Here is an 18,843-nt window from a genome sequence, read left to right as displayed (position 1 = left end):
CCTCGTACGTGCTGCGGACCGGTGCTCCGGACCCGGCCGGTCCGGCGGACGTGCCCATGCAACACCTGCTCCGGACACCGCAGCCATACCCAGTCCGGGGCACCGCATTCCTGGCCGATCTTGGTCAGATCACCCCACCCGGATTGACACTTCAGCCGCACGGGTGGTGGGCTCGGGCTCATTCGTACGGGCGGGGGACGACTCGGGACGGGGAGGCTCCGTGCAGCTCAGGGGCAGGAAGCGGAGCACCGCCGCGGCGGTCGCCGTCATAGGTTCGCTGCTGGGCGGGGCGGTGGCCTCGGTGCCGGAGGGCATGCTGGCCGCCACGCCCAAGTCCCCGACCGTGCCGCGTCCCGACGGCGGGTCCGCCGCGGTCGCCTCCGGCGGTTCGGGACCGCTGCTCGACCCGGCGTACGACGTTCCGCGATCCCCTTCCGAGGGTCCGGCCGTGTGGCCGCGGCCGCAGTCGGCGTCGGCCGATCCGGCCCGCGAGGTGCCGGTGGCGGCGGAGGCCGTGCTGGTGGTGCCGGAGGACGTGGACCCGTACGCCGCGGACGTGGTGCGCACCGCCCTGCGCGCGGCCGGCGTACGGACCCTGCACGACCGGCCTCCGGGGGCGGTGCTGCCCGAGGGGGCGCTCGTCGTCAGGCTCCAGGGGCCGGACGCGGAGGTGGCGCTGCGGGCGCTGGGCGCGGCGCCGGCCGGGGACCTGCCCGAGGGCGGCTACCGGCTGGCGGTGGGGAAGACCGGCGGCCGGGACACGGTCGCGCTGGCCGGGGTGGGCGCGGACGGCCTGTTCCACGGCGCGCAGACGCTGCGTCAGCTGCTGGCGGCCGGGGGCGGGAAGGTGCCCGGGATGCTGGTGCGGGACTGGCCCGTCGCGCCGGTGCGCGGGGTCACGGAGGGGTTCTACGGGCAGCCCTGGACCCGTGAGCAGCGGCTCGCCCAGCTGGACTTCCTGGGCCGCACCAAGCAGAACCGGCTGCTGCTGGCGCCCGGTGACGACCCGTACCGGACGACGGCCTGGCGCGAGGAGTACCCGGCGGCGGCCCGCGAGGAGTTCCGGGAGCTGGCCGAGCGGGCCCGCGCCAACCACGTGACGCTGGGCTGGGCGGTGTCGCCGGGGCAGTCCATGTGCCTGGCGTCGGCGGACGACCGGGCGGCGCTGCTGCGCAAGGTGGACTCCCTGTGGGACCTGGGCTTCCGGGCGTTCCAGCTGCAGTTCCAGGACGTCAGCTACGCCGAGTGGGGCTGCCGGGCCGACCGGGTGCGGTACGGGACGGGGCCGGCGGCGGCGGCGAAGGCGCACGCGGAGGTCGCGGGCGAGCTGGCGGCGCACCTGGCCGAACGGCACCCCGGGGCGGCCCCGCTGTCGCTGCTGCCGACCGAGTACTTCCAGGACGGCGCCACCGCCTACCGGACGGCCCTGGCCGGGGCGCTGGACGCGCGGGTGGAGGTGGCGTGGACGGGCGTGGGCGTGGTGCCGCGCACCATCACCGGCAAGGAGCTGGCCGGGGCGCGGTCGGCGCTGGGGCACCCGCTGGTCACGATGGACAACTACCCGGTCAACGACTGGGACCCGGACCGCATCTTCCTCGGCCCGTACGCCGGGCGCGATCCGGCGGTGGCGAGCGGTTCGGCGGGGGTGCTGGCCAACGCGATGCCGCAGGGCACCCTGTCGCGGATCCCGCTGTTCACAGCGGCGGACTACGCCTGGAACCCGAGCGGGTACCGGCCCGGGGAGTCCTGGGCGGCGGCGGTGCGCGACCTGTCGGGCCCCGACCAGCGGACCCGGGCGGCGCTGGCCGCACTCGCCGGGAACACGGCGTCCTCGGGGCTGAAGCTGGAGGAGTCGGCCTACCTGAAGCCGCTGATGGAGGAGTTCTGGCGGGCCCGCGCGGCCGGGGACAAGGCCGCGGGGGAAAGGCTGCGTGCGGCGTTCACCGTGCTGCGCGAGGCCCCGGCGCGGCTGCCCTCCCTCTCCGGCGAGGCGGGGCCGTGGCTGGACCGGCTCTCGCGGTACGGGGCGGCGGGCGAGCTGGCGGTGGACCTGCTGCGGGCGGAGGCCCGGGGTGACGGGGCGGCCGCCTGGCAGGCCTCGCGGGACCTGGCGGCGGCCCGGAGCGCGCTGGCGGAGCAGGACGGGGTCCGGGTGGACTCCTCGGTGCTGGACCCGTTCCTGGCGAAGGCCGCGGCGGAGTCGGACGCCTGGACCGGCGCGTCCCGGCCGGCCGGGACCGTGCGGCGGGAGCCCGGCTCCTGGACCGTGCCGCTGGAGGAGCCGCGTCCGCTGGCGGCGGTGACGGTGATGACCGACCCACTGGCGCCGGGCTCGCGGGGCGCGGCGGTGGAGGTGCACGTCCCGGGCGAGGGCTGGCGCCGGATCGGTGAGGCCGCGGGATCCGGGTGGACCCAGGCCGACGCGGGCGGCGTTCGGGCGGACGCCGTGCGACTGTCGTGGGCGGGCGAGGACCCGGTGGTCCACCAGGTGGTCCCGTGGTTCGCGGACGACCCGCAGGCGGGGTTCGAACTGGCCGACGGGGGCCGGGTGGACGTGGAGATCGGCGGGGCCGCGCGCACGGTGTCGGCCCAGCTGGCGGCGGTCCGCCCGGGCGAGGTCCGGGGCGCCCTGTCCCTCTCGGGCCCCCCGCCGGCGGGCATCGAGGTCCGTCTCCCGGGCCAGGTCACGCTCCCGCGCGGCGGCCGGCTCTCCCTCCCGGTCGAGATCCGCCTCCCGGCGTCCACCCCGGCCGGCACCTACGCGATCCCCGTCTCCTTCGACGGGCAGGTGCGCACGCTCACGGTCCGGGCGGTCCCGCGCACCGGCGGGCCGGACCTGCTGCGCACGGCCCGGGCCACCTCCTCGGGGGACGAGTCGGCGCGGTTCCCGGCGTCGGCGGCGGTGGACGGGAACGAGGGGACCCGCTGGTCCTCGAAGCCGGTGGACGGGGCGTGGTGGCAGGCGGAGCTGGCCGCCCCGGCCCGGGTGGGGCTGCTGACCCTGCACTGGCAGGAGGCGTACCCGTCGGCGTACCGCGTGGAGACCTCGTCGGACGGGGTCACCTGGCGGGCGGCCGCCTCCGTCTCCTCCCGGGGCGGTACGGACACGCTGCGCCTGGACCCGTCCGCGGAATCCCGCTTCCTCCGCGTCACCTGCGACCGGCGCGCGACCCCGTACGGCTGCAGCCTCTGGTCCGCGACGGCCTTCGCGGCGGCTCCGTGACCCGGCGGAGGTCCGCCGCCGCGCGGGTCGGTGCCCGCGCGGCGGCGGCCCGTCAGGAGGCGGCGGCCGTCACCCCCACCCCGATGCGCTCCAGCGCGTCGTCCGCGCCGTACGGCTGGAGGTAGGGCATCCACCGCGGATCCCTGTGCCCGGTCCCGATGATCCGCCAGGCCAGCCCCGACGGCGGGGCCGGCTGGTGCCGCAGCCGCCAGCCGAGTTCGAGCAGGTGGCGGTCCGCTTTGACGTGGTTGCAGCGGCGGCACGCGGCGACCACGTTGTCCCAGACGTGCTGGCCCCCGCGGCTGCGCGGGATGACGTGGTCCACGCTCGTCGCGACGGCCCCGCAGTACATGCAGCGGCCGCCGTCGCGGGCGAACAGCGCGCGGCGGGTGAGTGGAACGGGCCCCCGGTAGGGGACCCGCACGAAGCGCTTGAGCCGGACCACGCTGGGCGCGGGGACGGCTTGGGTCGCGCTGTGCAGGAAGGCGCCGGATTCCTCGAGGGAGATGGCCTTGTTCTCCAGGACGAGGACGAGCGCGCGGCGGAGCGGTACGACGCCGAGGGGCTCGTACGACGCGTTGAGGACCAGGACGTGCGGCACGGACTGCCTCCTTGTACGCCGGCGGCGCGTGGCTCGCGCCGGGACGATCTGTTCTCCAGTCTCCCCTTACGGCTGGTCGAAACGCCACCACGCGCCGGTAACGGGCCCGAGGTGTTTTCAACCACACTCCCTTCTTCCCCAGGTGAGGAGGGTCTCTCCCTCGAACACGGCAACGAGGTCGGGCCCGTGCCCGGTTAGTGTGGAAGGCCTGCCCGTACACCCCGTTCCGTTTCCGCGGGCAGGACGCCATGCCTGGAGGTTCCCCCGTGCCCTCGCCCGCCGCCCTGCTCCCGTTGGCAGCGACCACCGACGACGCCGCCGAGAGCGTGACCAACGCCGCGAGCTTCATCGAGGAGAACTGGGCCACCTGGCTGAGCATCGGCCTGCGGATCCTGCTGATCATCGTGATCGCGGCCGCGCTCCGCTCGGTCGTCCGCAAGGCCCTGACCAAGCTGATAAGCCGGATGAACACGAGCGCGGAGGCCGTCGAGGGCACCGCGCTCGGCGGGCTGCTGGTCAATGCCGAGCGGCGGCGCCAGCGTTCCGAGGCGATCGGCTCGGTGCTGCGCTCGGTGGCCTCGTTCCTGATCCTGGGCACGGCGGCGCTGATGGTGCTGGCCGCCCTGAAGATCGACCTGGCCCCGCTGCTGGCGAGTGCCGGTGTGGCCGGTGTGGCGATCGGTTTCGGTGCCCGCAACCTGGTGACGGACTTCCTGTCCGGCGTGTTCATGATCATGGAGGACCAGTACGGCGTCGGCGACAAGATCGACGCGGGCGTGGCCTCCGGCGAGGTGATCGAGGTCGGCCTGCGCGTGACCAAGCTGCGCGGCGACAACGGTGAGATCTGGTACGTCCGCAACGGCGAGATCAAGCGGATCGGCAACCTCAGCCAGGGCTGGGCGACCGCGGGCGTGGCCGTGCAGGTCAAGCCGACCGAGAACCTGCCGCGGCTCCGCGCGACCCTCCAGGAGGTGGCGGACTCCTTCGCCAAGGAGTCCCCGTGGGACGAGCGCCTGTGGGGCCCGGTGGAGGTGCTGGGCCTGGACGAGGTGCTGCTGGCCTCGATGACCGTGAAGGTCTCGGCGAAGACGATGCCGGGCCAGCAGTTCGCCGTGGAGCGCGAGCTGCGCTGGCGGATCAAGGAGGCCTTCGACGCCGCCGGCATCCGGATCATCGGCGGTCTGCAGGCGGCCGGCGAGGAGGAGGCCCCGGCCGACCCCTCGGCCTCGGTCGCGCCGCCGTCGGCGCTGGCCAACCCGGCCTCGCCGCAGTCCCTGGCCACGACCCCGATCCCGGCGCCGGCCACGCCCCGGCTCCCCAAGTAGCCCGCACCGCGCCACCGCCGCCCCACCGCCCCGCCGGCCTTCCGGCGGGGCGGTTTCATTGACACCGCTCAGCAAGCGATAGGAAACTTACCTAACAGTTCGCTTCGGTGAGGGAGAGCCTCGTCATGCCCGCCGCCACGCCCGGAACGCCCAGCCTGCTGCGCGCCATGAACGACCGCGCCGCCCTGGAGCTGCTGCTGACGCACGGCCCCCTGTCGCGGACCCGCATCGGACAGCTCACCGGCCTCTCCAAGCCCACCGCCTCCCAGCTGCTGGCCCGGCTGGAGGCCGCCGGACTGGTCGTGGCCACCGGAACGGACGGCGGCCGGCCCGGCCCGAACGCCCAGCTGTACGCGCTCGACGCCCGCGCCGCCCACGTCGGCGGCCTCGACGTGACCCCCGACCGGGTGCTCGCCGCCGTCGCCGACCTCACCGGCACCGTCGTCGGCCGCTTCGAACTGCCCTACGCGGAGGGCGCCGACGCCGTCGGCCAGGTCACCGGCGCCCTCGCCGGAGCCCTCGCGGACGCCGGACTCCACCGGGACGCCCTGCACCGCGTGGTCATCGCCACCCCCGGCGCCTTCGACCCCCGCTCGGGCCGGCTGCGCTACGCCAGCCACCTCCCCGGCTGGCACTCCCCCACCCTCCTCGACGAGCTGGCGGCGGCCCTGCCCGTCCCCGTCGAGTACGAGAACGACGTCAACCTCGCCGCCGTCGCCGAGCAGCGCCTCGGCGCGGCCCGCGGCCACGAGGACTTCGTCCTGCTGTGGAACGAGGAGGGCCTCGGCGCCGCCCTGGTGCTCGGCGGCCGGCTGCACCGGGGCTGGACCGGCGGCGCCGGCGAGGTCGGCTTCCTGCCCGTCCCCGGACACCCCCTGGTCCGGCAGGTGACCCGGGCCAACACCGGCGGCTACCAGGAGCTGGCCGGCGTCCAGGCGCTGCCCGCGCTCGCCGCGCGGGCCGGGGTCGACGCCCCGGGCCTCCCCCGCGACGCCCAGGTGCCCGCCGCCGTCGAGCTGCTGCGGCGGGCCGCCGCCGCGCCCGAGGGGGCGCACCTGGACTTCCTCCGGTCGTACGCCACCGCGCTCGCGACCGGCCTGGCCTCGCTGGTCTCCGTGCTCGACCCGGAGATCGTGGTCCTGGCCGGCGACGCGATCGCCGCGGGCGGCGAGCCGCTGCGCGCACTGCTGGAGGCCGAGCTCGCCGAGCTGGCCCCCTCCCGGCCCCGGCTGGTCTCCGGCGAGGTCCTCGAACGGCCCGTCCTGCGCGGCGCCCTGGAGAGCGCCCTGGCCGCCACCCGCGAGGAAGTGTTCGACACCTCCCGATAGCACCGCCCCGTCCAGCCCCGTCCCGTCCCGTCCCGTCCCTGACCGGCATTCCCCCCTCGGAAGTTCCTCCCCCCCAGAGAGCGAGCCCCGCCATGCCCACAGCCGGACGAACCACCCCGGCGGCCACCGCACTGGCCGCCGTGTCCGCCCTGGTCCTCCTCGCCACGGCCTGCACCGGCCGGGGCGCAGCCACGGCCTCCGACGACCCGAGGGCGGACACCACCCTCACCTTCTGGCACGGCTGGTCCGCGCCCGGCGAGGTCAAGGCCATCGAGGAGAACATCGCCCGCTTCGAGAAGGCCCACCCGAACATCAAGGTCAAGGTCACCGGCAACATGACCGACGACAAGATCAACCAGGCGCTGCGCGCGGGCGGCGAGAAGGCCCCCGACGTGGTCTCCTCCTTCACCACCGACAGCGTGGGCAAGTTCTGCAACTCCGGCGCCTTCGTCGACCTGAACCCCTTCCTGAAGAAGTCCGGGGTCGACAAGGCCCAGGTCTTCCCGGCGAGCCTGCTGGAGTACACGCAGTTCAAGGGCGACCAGTGCACGCTGCCCCTGCTGAGCGACGCCTACGGGCTCGTCTACAACAAGACCGCCTTCGCCGCCGCCGGCATCAGCGGGCCGCCCCGGACCTGGAGCGAGTTCGCCGAGGACGCCCGCAAGCTGACCAAACCCGCCGGGGACTCCTACGAACAGCTCGGCGTGATGCCCGTCTTCCACGGCTACGAGACCACCCCCGTGCGCCTGGCCGCCCAGTGGAGCCCCTCCTGGTTCACCCCCGACGGCCGCTCCAACCTGGCCGGGGACCCCGCCTTCGCGAAGATGCTCACCGCGCAGAAGGACCTGGTCGACCAGCTGGGCGGGTACGAGAAGCTGGAGCGGTTCCGGGCCGGCTTCGGCGACGAGTGGAGCGCCGAACACCCCTTCCACAAGGGACTGGTCGCCATGCAGGTCGACGGGGAGTGGCGGGTCTCGATGGCCGAGGAGGCCGGGGTCGGCTTCGAGATCGGCACCGCGCCCCTGCCCGTACCGGACGACCAGGCCGCCGACTACGGCAAGGGCTACCTCTCCGGAACCGTCATGGGGATATCGGCGGCGAGCCGCAAGCAGAACGCCGCCTGGGAACTGGTGCGGTACATGACCACCGACACCGAGGCGGTGGTCTCCTTCGCCAACGCCATCCACAACGTGCCCTCGACGCTGGCGGCCCTCGCGTCCCCGCAGCTGAAGGTGACACCCGGGTTCCGGACCTTCCTCGACATCGCCCGCCACCCGAAGTCCAACACCACCCCGGCCCGCGCCGACGGCGGCACCTACCAGCTGACCTTCCAGAACTTCGCGTACCGCACCGAGAAGGGCGACGTGCCCGACCTGCGCGCCGGACTCGCCGCCACCGACCGGCAGATCGACACCGACATCGCCAAGGCCGAGTAGCCCGATGGCCCCGACCGCCCTCGCGGCCAAACGCCGCCGGTCCGCCCTGCGGACCCTCGCGTTCCTCTCGCCCTGGTTGATCGGCTCCGCCGTCTTCTTCGCCTACCCGCTGCTGTCCACCGCCTACTTCTCCTTCACCCGCTACGACGGCTTCCGCCCGCCCGCCTTCAGCGGCACGGCCAACTGGAGCTACGTCTTCACCGACTACCCGCTGTTCTGGCCGGCCCTGCGCAACACCCTGTGGCTGGTGGCCGTCATGGTGACCTGCCGGGTCGTCTTCGGCCTCGGCGTCGGCCTGCTCGTCACGAAGGTCAAGACCGGGGCCGGGGTCTTCCGCACCCTGTTCTACCTGCCCTACCTGGCCCCGCCGGTGGCCGCGACCCTCGCCTTCGTCTTCCTCCTCAACCCCGGCACCGGGCCCGTCAACACCCTCCTCGACGGGGTGGGACTGCCCGCCCCCGGCTGGTTCACCGACCCCGGATGGTCCAAACCCGCGCTGACCGCGCTCGCGCTGTGGGGGGTGGGCGACCTGATGGTGATCTTCATGGCCGCGCTGCTCGACGTACCGAAGGAGCAGTACGAGGCCGCCGCGCTGGACGGGGCCGGCGCCTGGGCGCGCCTGCGCCACATCACCCTGCCGAACATCTCCCCGATCATCCTGTTCGCCGTGGTCACCGGGGTCATCCAGGCCATGCAGTACTACACCCAGCCGTTCGTCGCAGGAAAGGCCGCCGCCGGCGTCATCGGCGGCTCCGGGCAGCAGTTCGAGCCGGGCTACCCCGACGGGTCCACGCTGACCCTGCCCCAGCTGGTCTACAACCTCGGCTTCCAGCGGTTCGACTACGGGGCCGCCAGCGTGCTCGCGCTGGTCCTGTTCGCCCTGTCCATGGCCTTCACCGCGCTGCTGATGCGCCGCCGCGGCGGACTGACGGGAGCGGGCGGATGACCGTACGCGCCGGCCGCCGGGCCGTACTGCACTGGATCGCCGTCCACGCGCTGGCCGTGGCCGCCGGCCTGTTCTTCGTCCTCCCGTTCGTCTTCCTGCTGCTCACCTCCCTGATGGGCGACCAGCAGGCCCTCACCCGCGACCTGTGGCCGCGCACCTGGGAATGGGGCAACTACGCGAAGGTCTGGCACACCCCCGGATTCCTCACCTGGTGGCGCAACACCCTTCTCTACGCGGGCCTGGGCACCCTGCTCACCGTGGTCTCCTCGGTCCCCGTCGCCTACGCCCTCGCCAAGTTCCGCTTCCGGGGCCGGCGGCTCGCCCTGCTGCTCGTGATCGCGGCGATGATGCTGCCGCCGCAGGTGGTCGTCATCCCCATGTACCTCTTCTGGGCGAGACAGCTCGACCTGTCGGGCACCCTGTGGCCGCTGATCGTCCCGATGGCGTTCGGCGACGCCTTCTCCGTCTTCCTGCTGCGCCAGTTCCTGCTGACCATCCCCGACGAGTACCTCGACGCGGCCCGGGTCGACGGCTGCGGCGAGCTGCGCACCCTGCTGCGGGTGGTCCTGCCGATGGCGAAGCCCGGCATCGCGGCCGTCGCCCTGTTCCAGTTCTTCGCCGCCTGGAACGACTACTTCGGCCCCCAGATCTACGCCTCCGACAACCCCGCCGCCTGGACCCTCAGCTACGGGCTGGAGTCCTTCAAGGGCGCGCACCACACCGACTGGAACCTCACCATGGCGGCGACGGTGCTCGTCATGGCACCGGTGATCCTCCTCTTCTTCCTCGCCCAGAAGGCGTTCGTCGAGGGCGTCACCCTGACCGGAGTGAAAGGCTGAGCCCGATGAAACTCGCAGTGGTGGGCGGCGGTTCCACCTACACCCCCGAACTGGTCGACGGGTTCGCGCGGCTGCGCGACACCCTGCCCGTCACCGAACTCGTCCTGATCGACCCCGCCGCCGAGCGGCTGGAGCTCGTCGGCGGGCTGGCCCGGCGGATCCTCGCCCGGCAGGGGCACCCCGGCCGGATCACCACCACCTCCGACCTGGACGCGGGCGTCGCCGACGCGGACGCGGTGCTGCTCCAGCTGCGGGTCGGCGGGCAGGCGGCCCGCCTCCGGGACGAGACCTGGCCGCTGGAGTGCGGCTGCGTCGGCCAGGAGACCACCGGCGCGGGCGGGCTGGCGAAGGCCCTGCGCACCGTCCCCGTGGTGCTGGACATCGCCGAACGGGTGCGGCGGGCGGCTCCCCGGGCCTGGATCATCGACTTCACCAACCCCGTCGGGATCGTCACCCGGGCCCTGCTCCAGGCCGGGCACCGGGCGGTCGGGCTGTGCAACGTCGCCATCGGACTCCAGCGGAAGTTCGCCGCGCTGCTGGGCGCGGCGCCCGCCGAGGTCCACCTCGACCACGTCGGGCTCAACCACCTGACCTGGGAGTTCGGTGTACGCCTGGGCGGGCCGGGCGGCACGGACGTGCTGCCGCGGCTGCTGGCGGAGCACGGGGAGGCCATCGCCGCCGACCTGCGGCTGCCGCGTGCCGTGCTGGACCGGCTCGGCGTGGTGCCCTCGTACTACCTGCGCTACTTCTACGCCCACGACGAGGTGGTGCGCGAGCTCGGCGCGAAGCCCTCGCGGGCGGCCGAGGTCGCCGCGATGGAGCGCGAACTCCTCGCCCTGTACGCGGATCCCGCGCTCGACGAGAAGCCCGCGCTGCTGGCCAAGCGGGGCGGGGCCTTCTACTCGGAGGCCGCCGTGGACCTCGCGGCGGCCCTGCTGGGCGGCGGCGGCCCGTCCGTCCAGGTCGTCAACGCCCGCAACGGCGGCACCCTGCCCTTCCTCCCGGACGACGCGGTCGTCGAGGTCCAGGCGGCCGTCGACGGCTCCGGCCCGGTACCGCTGGCCGTCCCCCGCCCCGACCCGCTGTACGCGGGACTCCTCGCGCACGTGACGGCGTACGAGGACCTCGCGCTGGACGCCGCGCTGCGCGGCGGGCGCGAGCGGGTCGCCCGGGCGCTCCTCGCGCACCCGCTGGTCGGGCAGTTCGACCTGGCCGAGGCACTCACGGACCGGCTGCTCGCGCACAACGGGGAGCACCTGCCATGGGCGTGAACCGCCCCTCCCCGGCCGCGGTCCTCGCGCTGGACGCGGGGAACAGCAAGACGGACGCGGTCCTGGTCGGCGCCGACGGCACGGTCCTCGGCACCGGCCGCTCGGGCGGCTTCCAGCCGCCCCGGGCGGGGGTGGAGGCGGCCGTGGACGTCCTCGGTGAGGCCGTGGCGGCGGCCGCCGCGGCCGCCGGCCTGGCCGCGCCGCCCTTCGCCGCGCGGGTCTCGGCCTGTCTGGCCAACGCCGACCTGCCGGTGGAGGAGCGGCAGCTGGCCGGGGCGATCGCGGCGCGGGGCTGGGGCGCGGCCACGGAGGTCCGCAACGACACCTTCGCGGTCCTGCGGGCCGGGGTGGACCGGCCGCGCGGGGTCGCCGTGGTGTGCGGGGCGGGCATCAACTGCGTGGGGATGCTGCCCGACGGGCGCACCGCCCGCTTCCCCGCCCTCGGGCGGCTCTCCGGGGACTGGGGCGGCGGGGGCGGCCTGGCGGAGGAGGCCGTGTGGTGGGCGGCGCGGGCCGAGGACGGGCGCGGCGGCCCCACCGCGCTGGCGCGGGCCCTGCCGGGGCACTTCGGGCTGGCGGCGATGGCCGGGCTGATCGAGGCGGTGCACCTGGGCGGGATCCCGCGGGGGCGGCTGCACGAGCTGGTGCCGGTGCTGTTCTCGGTGGCCGCGGCGGGCGACGCGGTGGCGTCGGCGATCGTGGAGCGGCAGGCCGAGGAGGTGGTGGCGCTGGTGTCGGTGGCGCTGGAGCGGCTCGGGCTGCTGGAGGAGGAGGTGCCGGTGCTGCTGGGCGGCAGCGTGCTCGCGGCGCGGCATCCGCAGCTCAACGGCCGGATCGGGGAGCTCCTGTCCGGCCGGGCCCCGCGCGCCCGGGTCTCGGTGGTCACGGCCCCGCCGGTGCTGGGCGCGGCCCTGCTCGGCCTGGACGCCCTGGGCGCGGCGGCGGGGGCGCACGGCAGGCTCCGTACCCAATTCGGCTGAACCCGCGCCGGGGAGGGGTCCGGGCGGAACCGCGGGGGCGGGCCGGGCGTATTCACGGTGAAGGGGCGGTGGGGATGCCGGGGGGAGGGTGACCGGGGCGGTCCGGGGAGGGGATCGCCCAAGATCGAGCACCGGGTGCTGTGGTCCGGCGCCACTACGGCCATACTGCTGCGGAGCAGAGGGACCGAGGGGGAGGCAGGGTGGCCATCACGACACGCCCGTCCGCGCCCGGGGGCGGTGCCTCCGGGGCACCCGCCGGGCCGGCCGGGCGGGGTACCGCCTGGGCCGAGGGCGTGGAGCGGCTGCGGGCGGCGGCGACGACCGAGCCGGGCCGGCTGCGGATCGTCGGCGCGGTCATGGCGGCGCTGGTGCTGCTGTTCGGCGCGGTGGCGGTCTGGGAGGTCTCCGGCCGGGTCACCGCCGCGCAGGACGTGGTGGGCCGCAGCCAGCCGCTGAGCGCGGACGCGGCGAACATCTACCGCTCCCTGGCCGATGCCGACACGGCCTCCTCCAGCGGGTTCCTCGCGGGCGCGCAGGAGCCCCGCGAGGTCCGCCAGCGCTACGAGAAGGACATGGCGAACGCCTCCCGGCTGCTGGTGAGCGCCGCGGCGAACACCGGGGCGGGCGGGGAGTCCCGCAAGGAGATAGCGCTGCTGGGCGAGCAGCTGCCCCGGTACACGGGCCTGATCGAGCAGGCCCGTGCGAACAACCGGCAGGGGCTGCCGCTGGGCGGCGCGTACCTGCGCTACGCCAACGAGCAGATGAGCACGGTGCTGCTGCCGGCCGCCCAGCGGCTGTACGAGGCGGAGACCGGCCGCCTGTACACGGACTACGACGAGGCCCGCGACTGGCCGCTGGCCGCGACGGGCGCCGGGCTGCTGGCGCTCGCCGCGCTGGTGTGGGCGCAGCGGCGGGACTACCTGCTCACCAACCGGGTCTTCAACCACGGTCTGCTGGCGGCGACGGCGGCGGCGGCCGTGGTGCTGCTGTGGCTGACGGGGGGGCAGGCGGTGGCCCGGTCGGGGCTGGGCGAGGCCCGGGCGGGCGGGCAGGAGTCGCTGAAGGTGCTCAACGACGCCCGGATCGCCTCCCTCCAGGCGCGGGCGAACGAGAACCTGACGCTGATCGCGCGGGGTGCCGTACTGGCCGCGGACAAGAAGTCCGACAAGTACGACGTGGACTACGAGAAGAACATGAAGCAGCTCGACGCGGGGCTGGCGCGGGCGCTGGAACTGGCCGACGACACGAGCGGCCGGGATCCGGTGTCCAAGGCGCTGGCGGGTGCGGCGCAGTGGAAGCAGCGGCACGCGGCGGCCCGGGAGGCGGACATGAGGGGCGACTACGAGCTCGCCCTGACCCAGGTGATCGGGGGCAAGGGGCGCAAGGACAGCAGCGGTGCCTCGTTCGACACGGTGGACGCCTCCCTGGAGCAGGCCGTGACCCATGAGCAGAAGCAGTTCACCCTGGCCGCCCGGGGCGGGCTCGGCGCGCTGGGCGGGCTGGTGACGGGCTCGGCGGCGCTGGCGGTGGTCGGCGCGGGCGCGGCCCTCCTCGGCATCGGCCGCAGGCTTTCGGAGTACAGGTGAGTGCGATGCGGGTACGGCGGACACGGGCGGAGCGGGCCGGCCGGCTGCGGCGTGCGGCGGGGCGGCTGCGCGGCTGGGGCGGGGTGAGCGCGATGGCCGCCGCCTGCGCGATGACGGCCGCCGCCGTGCTGCTGCCGCTGGCGCAGTCCTCGCCGGGTACCGCGCACCACCCGGGCGTGGTGCACGAGCCCGCCTCGATGGCGGCGGCCCCCTTCGTGCCCGCCGACACCTGCCCGGACCCGGAGGCCAGCCTGCGCCCGTCCGCGCTGGACGGGCCGACGATCGAGCGGATCCGCAAGGCGGGCAAGCTGGTCGCGGGCGTGGACCAGAACAGCTTCAAGTGGGGCTACCGGAATCCGGACGGGCACCTCGACGGCTTCGACATCGACCTGGTCAAGGCCATAGCCAAGGACATCCTGGGCAACGAGGAGGCGGTCATCTACCGGGCCATCCCCACCAGCCAGCGCATCCCGGCGCTCCAGGAGGGCCGCGTCGACGTCGTCGTGCGGACCATGACGATCAACTGCAAGCGGCTGGAGGACGTGGCCTTCTCCACGGCCTACTTCGAGGCGGGCCAGCAGGTCCTGGCGCCCAAGGGGTCCCCGATCACCGGGTACGACGCCTCGCTGAAGGGCCGCCGGATCTGCACGGCCGCCGGCTCCACCGCGGAGGCGGCCCTGAAGTCCCAGGGGTACGGTGCGGTGCCGGTCTCGGTGCCGAACCAGCTGGACTGCCTGGTGCGGCTCCAGCTGGGCGAGGTCGACGGGATCATCACCGACAACGCGCTGGCCGCCGGGCAGGCGGCGCAGGACCCGTCGGTGCAGCTGGTGGGCGCGCCGTTCACCCGCGAGTTCTACGGTGTGGCGATGAACAAGGACGCCTCGGACCTGGTGCGCCGGGTCAACAAGGTGCTGGAGAACTACCGCGCGGGCGGTGACCAGAGCCCGTGGGCGACGTCCTACCGCAAGCACTTCGAGGACGTACTGCCGAAGGCCGCGGTGCCGCCCGCGCCCAAGTACCGGGAGGGCTGAGGCCGGTGGTGGGGGTACCGCCCGCCCACGGGGCAGGATCGGAGCCGTACGTGAGCCGCACGGGGCTGATGGACCGGGACGACGTCGACCGCGCGCTGACGCGCCTGGGCGCCGAGCACGAGGCCGTCGAGACCTCGCTGCTCGCGCTCCAGGACCACGCCGGGCGCCGGCTGCTGGAGGGTGCGGCGCTCAGCGGGGTCACCAAGGAGCGCTGGGCCGCCGCCGACGCGGCCGTCACCCGGCTGTGGACGTACTTCGACGCCTACAGCGGGGCGCTGGCGGCCGCCCGGGAGATCCGTGAGCGGCGGCGCTGGCCGAGCCGCGAGGACCTGGCCGAGCTGACGGAGCGGCTGCGCGGGCCGGGCGTGACGATCGCCGGGGCCGGGGCGGAGGGCGCCGCGCTCGCGGAGCGCTTCTCGCTGGCCGAGCTGGTGGCCCGGATGAACGAGCTGTACGCCGGCTCGCTGGACGTGGTGGTCGCCGCCGACGCCGTGTGGTCGGCGCTGCCCGCGCGGATCGACCTGCTCGCCGCCGAGCTGCACCGGACGCGCTCGCTGGCGCACTCGGTGGGGGTCCGGCCGGGCGAGCACCCGTCGGGGGACGACCTGGAGGAGATCACCGCCGAGCTGGCGCATCTGCGGGAGGCGGTGATCGCGGACCCGCTGGCCTTCTGGGTTCCGGCGGCGGGGAGTGCCGCCCCGGGCGGCGGCCGTCCCGACACCGCCCGCTACGACCGGGCGGCCCGCGCGCTGGACGACGTACGCCGGGAGGTCGAGGCGGTCCTGACCGTACGGCAGGACGCGGAGGCCCGGCTGATCGCCCTGCGGGACGTGCTCTCGCGGGCCGACCGGACCCTGGCGGAGGCGCGCACGGCGCGCGGCGAGGTGCTGGCGAAGATCGCGGCGTCGGAGGTCCCGGCGGTCAGCGGCCCGCCGACGGCCCTCCAGGAGCATCTGGCGGCGGCGGCCGAGTACCGGCGGCAGTCGCAGTGGCACCGGCTGTCCCCGCTGCTGGACGCCCTGGAGGACCGGGCCGACGAGGAACTGAGGCGGGCCCGCGAATCGTTGACCGCGGTGACGGCGCCCCTGGCCGTGCGGGCCGAGCTGCGCGGGCGGCTCGACGCGTACCGGGCGAAGGTGGCCCGGCACGGCCTGGCGGAGGATCCGCTGCTGATCGAGCGCTACGACACGGCCCGGCGGATGCTGTGGAGCGCGCCGTGCGACCTGCGGGCGGCGGAGGGGGCGGTGCTGCGCTACCAGCAGGCGGCGGCCGAGGCACTGGCCCCGCCGGAGGACCGACGGCCCGACGGGCCCGGAGAGGAGGAGGCATGAGCCTGATCGGAACGCCCTGCCTGCGCTCCGGCTGCCCGGGCGCGTACGAGGACATGGGCGGCGGCGAGGTGTACTGCGACACCTGCGGGCTGGCCCCGGTGGGTGCGGTCGCGGCGGGCGCGGAGGAACTGGTGTCCCCGCCGACGGGGATGACGAGCGCCGCCCGGCACGGGGACTCCCGGGGGTCGGCGGGGTCGCGCGGCTCCGGCCGTTCCTCGGCGTCGGCGCGCTCCGCGTCCTCCCGGTCCTCGTCCTCGCGCCGCTCGGTGTCCGGTCGGCTGTCGCGTTCCCTGCCGGGTTCGGGGTCCAGCAGGTCGGTCTCGGTGCGCAGTTCGGGTTCGGCGCCCGGCTCGTCGGGACGGAGCCGGCTGGGCGCCGGCCTGGTCAGCGTGCCGGAGGTGCCGCGTCCGGATCCTTCGTCGGCGGTGCTGGAGAACCCGGAGGTCCCGGAGCGCAAGCGGTTCTGCTCGCGTTCGGACTGCGGGGCTCCGGTGGGCCGTGCGCGGGGGGACCGGCCGGGCCGGACTGAAGGGTTCTGCACCAAGTGCGGGCATCCGTACTCCTTCGTCCCGAAGCTGCGCGCCGGTGACGTGGTGCACGGCCAGTACGAGGTGGCCGGCTGCCTGGCGCACGGCGGGCTGGGCTGGGTCTACCTGGCGGTGGACCGGGCGGTCTCGCACCGGTGGGTGGTGCTCAAGGGCCTCCTGGACACCGGGGACCAGGACGCGATGGAGGCGGCGATCTCCGAGCGGCGCTTCCTCGCGGAGATCGAGCACTCCAACATCGTGCGCATCTACAACTTCGTGGAGCACCTCGACCAGCGGACGGGTTCGCTGGACGGGTACATCGTCATGGAGTACGTGGGCGGCAAGTCGCTGAAGGAGATCGCGAACGAGCGGCGCCGGCCGGACGGGCGGCGCGATCCGCTGCCGGTGGAGCAGGCGTGCGCGTACGGCATCGAGGCCCTGGAGGCCCTCGGCCACCTGCACAGCCGCAACCTGCTGTACTGCGACTTCAAGGTGGACAACGCGATCCAGCAGCAGGACCAGCTGAAGCTGATCGACATGGGCGCGGTGCGGCGGATGGACGACGAGGAGTCGGCCATCTACGGCACGGTGGGCTACCAGGCGCCGGAGGTCGCGGAGCTGGGGCCGTCGGTGGCCTCGGACCTGTACACGGTGGCGCGGACGCTGGCGGTGCTGACGTTCGACTTCCAGGGCTACACGAACGTGTTCGTGGACTCCCTGCCGAATCCGGAGCACATCGAGGTGTTCCAGCGGTACGAGTCCTTCTACCGGCTGCTGGTGCGCGCCACCGACCCCGATCCGGGGCGGCGGTTCGCGTCCGCGCAGGAGATGGCGGACCAGCTGACGGGCGTGCTGCGGGAGGTGGTCGCGCTCCAGACGGGCCGGCCGCGGCCGCAGCTGTCGACCCTGTTCGGTCCGGAGCTGCGGGTCCCGGACACCCAGCTGTACGAGGACGCCCCGGAGGCGGAGGTCTCCCGCCTGGGCCCCCGCCCCGTTCCCCGCCGGGGCTTCGCCCTGGGCCGCCGCACGGCGCGCGCGGGCGCGGTCGTCGCGGCGGGTCCGGGGCCGGACGGTCTCGCGGGACCGGGTTCGGTGGGCCCGGCGGGTCCGGTGCCGGGCGGTCTCGCGGAACCGGGCGCGGCGGGCCCGGCGGCCGCCGGCCCCTTCACGGCCTCCGGGACCGGCGCGCCGGGTGCGGGCGGGCCGGCGGGGGCCGGGGTGCCCGGCGCCCGGGCTTCCGGGACCGGGGCGGCGGGACCCGCCGGGGCGGCGCCCCGGGCGTTCGGGCTCGCCGGGCCGGGCGTCGTGGCCGGCGGCGGCACGCCGGTGTCCGGCGGGGCCGCGGCCGGGGTTTCCGCGCTCGGGACCACCGCCACGCACGTGGGTGGTGCCGGTGTGCCCGGGCCCCGGCAGGCGCCGGCGGCTCCCGCGGCCGCAGCCGTCTCCGCTCCCTTCACGGCGGCCGCGGGACCGGCGCCGGTGGCGGCCTGCGCACTGGCTCCGCTCGACGCCGCCGACACCGCCCTGGCCCTGCCCGTACCGCTGGTGGACCCGGCCGACCCGAACGCCGGGTTCCTGGCGGGCCTGCTCGCCTCCGCCCCCGCCGACCTGCTCGGCGCCCTGGGCGCGGCCGCCGCCGACTCCGCCGAACTGCGGCTGCGGGAGCTGCGCGCCCGGCTGGAGCTGGGCGAACTGGTCGCGGCCGCAAGGGCCCTGGCCGAGCTGGAGGCCAAGTACCCCGACGACTGGCGGGTGGTGTGGGCGCGCGGCATCGCCTCGCTGGCCACCGGGGACGACGAGATAGCGGCCCTGTCCTTCGACGCCGTCTACGACGCCTTCCCGGGGGAGCCCGCGCCGAAGCTGGCGCTCGCGCTGTGCGCGGAGATCCTGGGCCAGTTGGACAACGCGGCCGAGTACTACCGGCTCGTCTGGATCACCGATCCGGGCTTCGTGAGCGCGGCATTCGGCCTGGCCCGGGTCCAACTGGCGTGCGGGGACCGGGCGGCGGCGGTCCGTACGCTGGAATCCGTGCCGGAGGCCTCGATCCACTACACCGCCGCACGGGTGGCGGCCGTACGGGCACGCCTGCGCGACCGGTCCCCGCAGGAGGAGCTGCTGGCCGACCTCGGAGCGGCTTCCGACCAGGTCGAGGCGTTGCGGCGGTTCGGGCTGGACCCGGAGCGGCAGGAGCGGCTGGCGACGGAGGTTCTGGGCGCGGCCCTGGACTGGGTACTGTCGGGCAGCCGGGGTGCCGACCCCGGCCGGAGCTCGTTGCTCGGCAGTCAACTGGACGAGCGGGGGCTGCGCTTCGGCCTGGAGCGCTCCTACCGCATCCTCGCCCGGCTGGCACAGCGGGGCGAGGAGAGGATCGAACTGGTGGAGCGGGCCAACCGTTTCCGTCCCCGGACGTGGGTGTGAG

General features: G+C 75.1%; 13 protein-coding genes. 12 read left to right on the top strand and 1 reads right to left on the bottom strand.

Translation table 11 applies throughout. The features are described from left to right. The first annotated feature begins 220 nt into the window (after positions 1–220). Entirely contained in the window at positions 221–3,223 is a 3,003-nt protein-coding gene (locus ACIRBY_RS20025) for a beta-N-acetylglucosaminidase domain-containing protein (RefSeq protein ID WP_403902094.1), read from the top strand. 52 nt (positions 3,224–3,275) lie between these two features. Here ACIRBY_RS20025 and ACIRBY_RS20020 read toward each other — a convergent pair whose 3' ends face one another. Beyond that, entirely contained in the window at positions 3,276–3,824 is a 549-nt protein-coding gene (locus tag ACIRBY_RS20020; protein ID WP_403902092.1) for an HNH endonuclease, read from the bottom strand. Positions 3,825–4,072: 248 nt separating this feature from the next. On the opposite strand from ACIRBY_RS20020, the gene ACIRBY_RS20015 reads away from it, so the two are divergent. The 11 genes from ACIRBY_RS20015 to ACIRBY_RS19965 all read left to right on the top strand — a co-directional run bounded on the left by ACIRBY_RS20015 (position 4,073) and on the right by ACIRBY_RS19965 (position 18,842). Next, positions 4,073–5,149 (top strand): mechanosensitive ion channel family protein, encoded by a 1,077-nt coding sequence (locus ACIRBY_RS20015; RefSeq protein WP_403902091.1) that lies wholly within the window; start codon positions 4,073–4,075, stop codon positions 5,147–5,149. Positions 5,150–5,274: 125 nt separating this feature from the next. Continuing rightward, entirely contained in the window at positions 5,275–6,477 is a 1,203-nt protein-coding gene (locus ACIRBY_RS20010; protein WP_403902090.1) for an ROK family protein, read from the top strand. Between the two features lie 92 nt (positions 6,478–6,569). Next, positions 6,570–7,913: an ABC transporter substrate-binding protein gene (locus tag ACIRBY_RS20005; protein ID WP_403902089.1), complete on the top strand. Its 1,344-nt coding sequence runs from the start codon at positions 6,570–6,572 to the stop codon at positions 7,911–7,913. 4 nt (positions 7,914–7,917) lie between these two features. Continuing rightward, on the top strand, positions 7,918–8,859 hold the full coding sequence (locus ACIRBY_RS20000) for a carbohydrate ABC transporter permease (RefSeq protein ID WP_403902088.1): 942 nt from the start codon (positions 7,918–7,920) through the stop codon (positions 8,857–8,859). Continuing rightward, a complete protein-coding gene (locus ACIRBY_RS19995; RefSeq protein ID WP_403902086.1) occupies positions 8,856–9,698 on the top strand; it encodes a carbohydrate ABC transporter permease in 843 nt (280 codons plus the stop codon). The genes ACIRBY_RS20000 and ACIRBY_RS19995 overlap by 4 nt, the downstream gene beginning before the upstream one ends. A 5-nt stretch (positions 9,699–9,703) precedes the next feature. Further along, positions 9,704–10,969 carry a 6-phospho-beta-glucosidase gene (locus ACIRBY_RS19990; protein ID WP_403902085.1) on the top strand — a complete coding sequence of 422 codons (1,266 nt, stop codon included), beginning with the start codon at positions 9,704–9,706 and terminating at the stop codon, positions 10,967–10,969. Further along, positions 10,960–11,949, top strand: a complete 990-nt coding sequence (locus ACIRBY_RS19985; RefSeq protein WP_403902084.1) for an N-acetylglucosamine kinase — start codon at positions 10,960–10,962, stop codon at positions 11,947–11,949. The genes ACIRBY_RS19990 and ACIRBY_RS19985 overlap by 10 nt, the downstream gene beginning before the upstream one ends. 200 nt (positions 11,950–12,149) lie before the next feature. Beyond that, on the top strand, positions 12,150–13,535 hold the full coding sequence (locus tag ACIRBY_RS19980; protein WP_403902083.1) for a hypothetical protein: 1,386 nt from the start codon (positions 12,150–12,152) through the stop codon (positions 13,533–13,535). Between the two features lie 5 nt (positions 13,536–13,540). Next, positions 13,541–14,566 carry a glutamate ABC transporter substrate-binding protein gene (locus ACIRBY_RS19975; RefSeq protein WP_403902362.1) on the top strand — a complete coding sequence of 342 codons (1,026 nt, stop codon included), beginning with the start codon at positions 13,541–13,543 and terminating at the stop codon, positions 14,564–14,566. Between the two features lie 68 nt (positions 14,567–14,634). After that, positions 14,635–15,897: a hypothetical protein gene (locus ACIRBY_RS19970; RefSeq protein ID WP_403902361.1), complete on the top strand. Its 1,263-nt coding sequence runs from the start codon at positions 14,635–14,637 to the stop codon at positions 15,895–15,897. Then, positions 15,894–18,842 carry a tetratricopeptide repeat protein gene (locus ACIRBY_RS19965; protein WP_403902081.1) on the top strand — a complete coding sequence of 983 codons (2,949 nt, stop codon included), beginning with the start codon at positions 15,894–15,896 and terminating at the stop codon, positions 18,840–18,842. The genes ACIRBY_RS19970 and ACIRBY_RS19965 overlap by 4 nt, the downstream gene beginning before the upstream one ends. Position 18,843: the final 1 nt, after the last annotated feature.

This window comes from Streptomyces sp. NPDC096136, from assembly GCF_044763325.1.
Taxonomy (GTDB): domain Bacteria; phylum Actinomycetota; class Actinomycetes; order Streptomycetales; family Streptomycetaceae; genus Streptomyces.
This window is presented reverse-complemented; position numbering and strand designations above follow the sequence as displayed.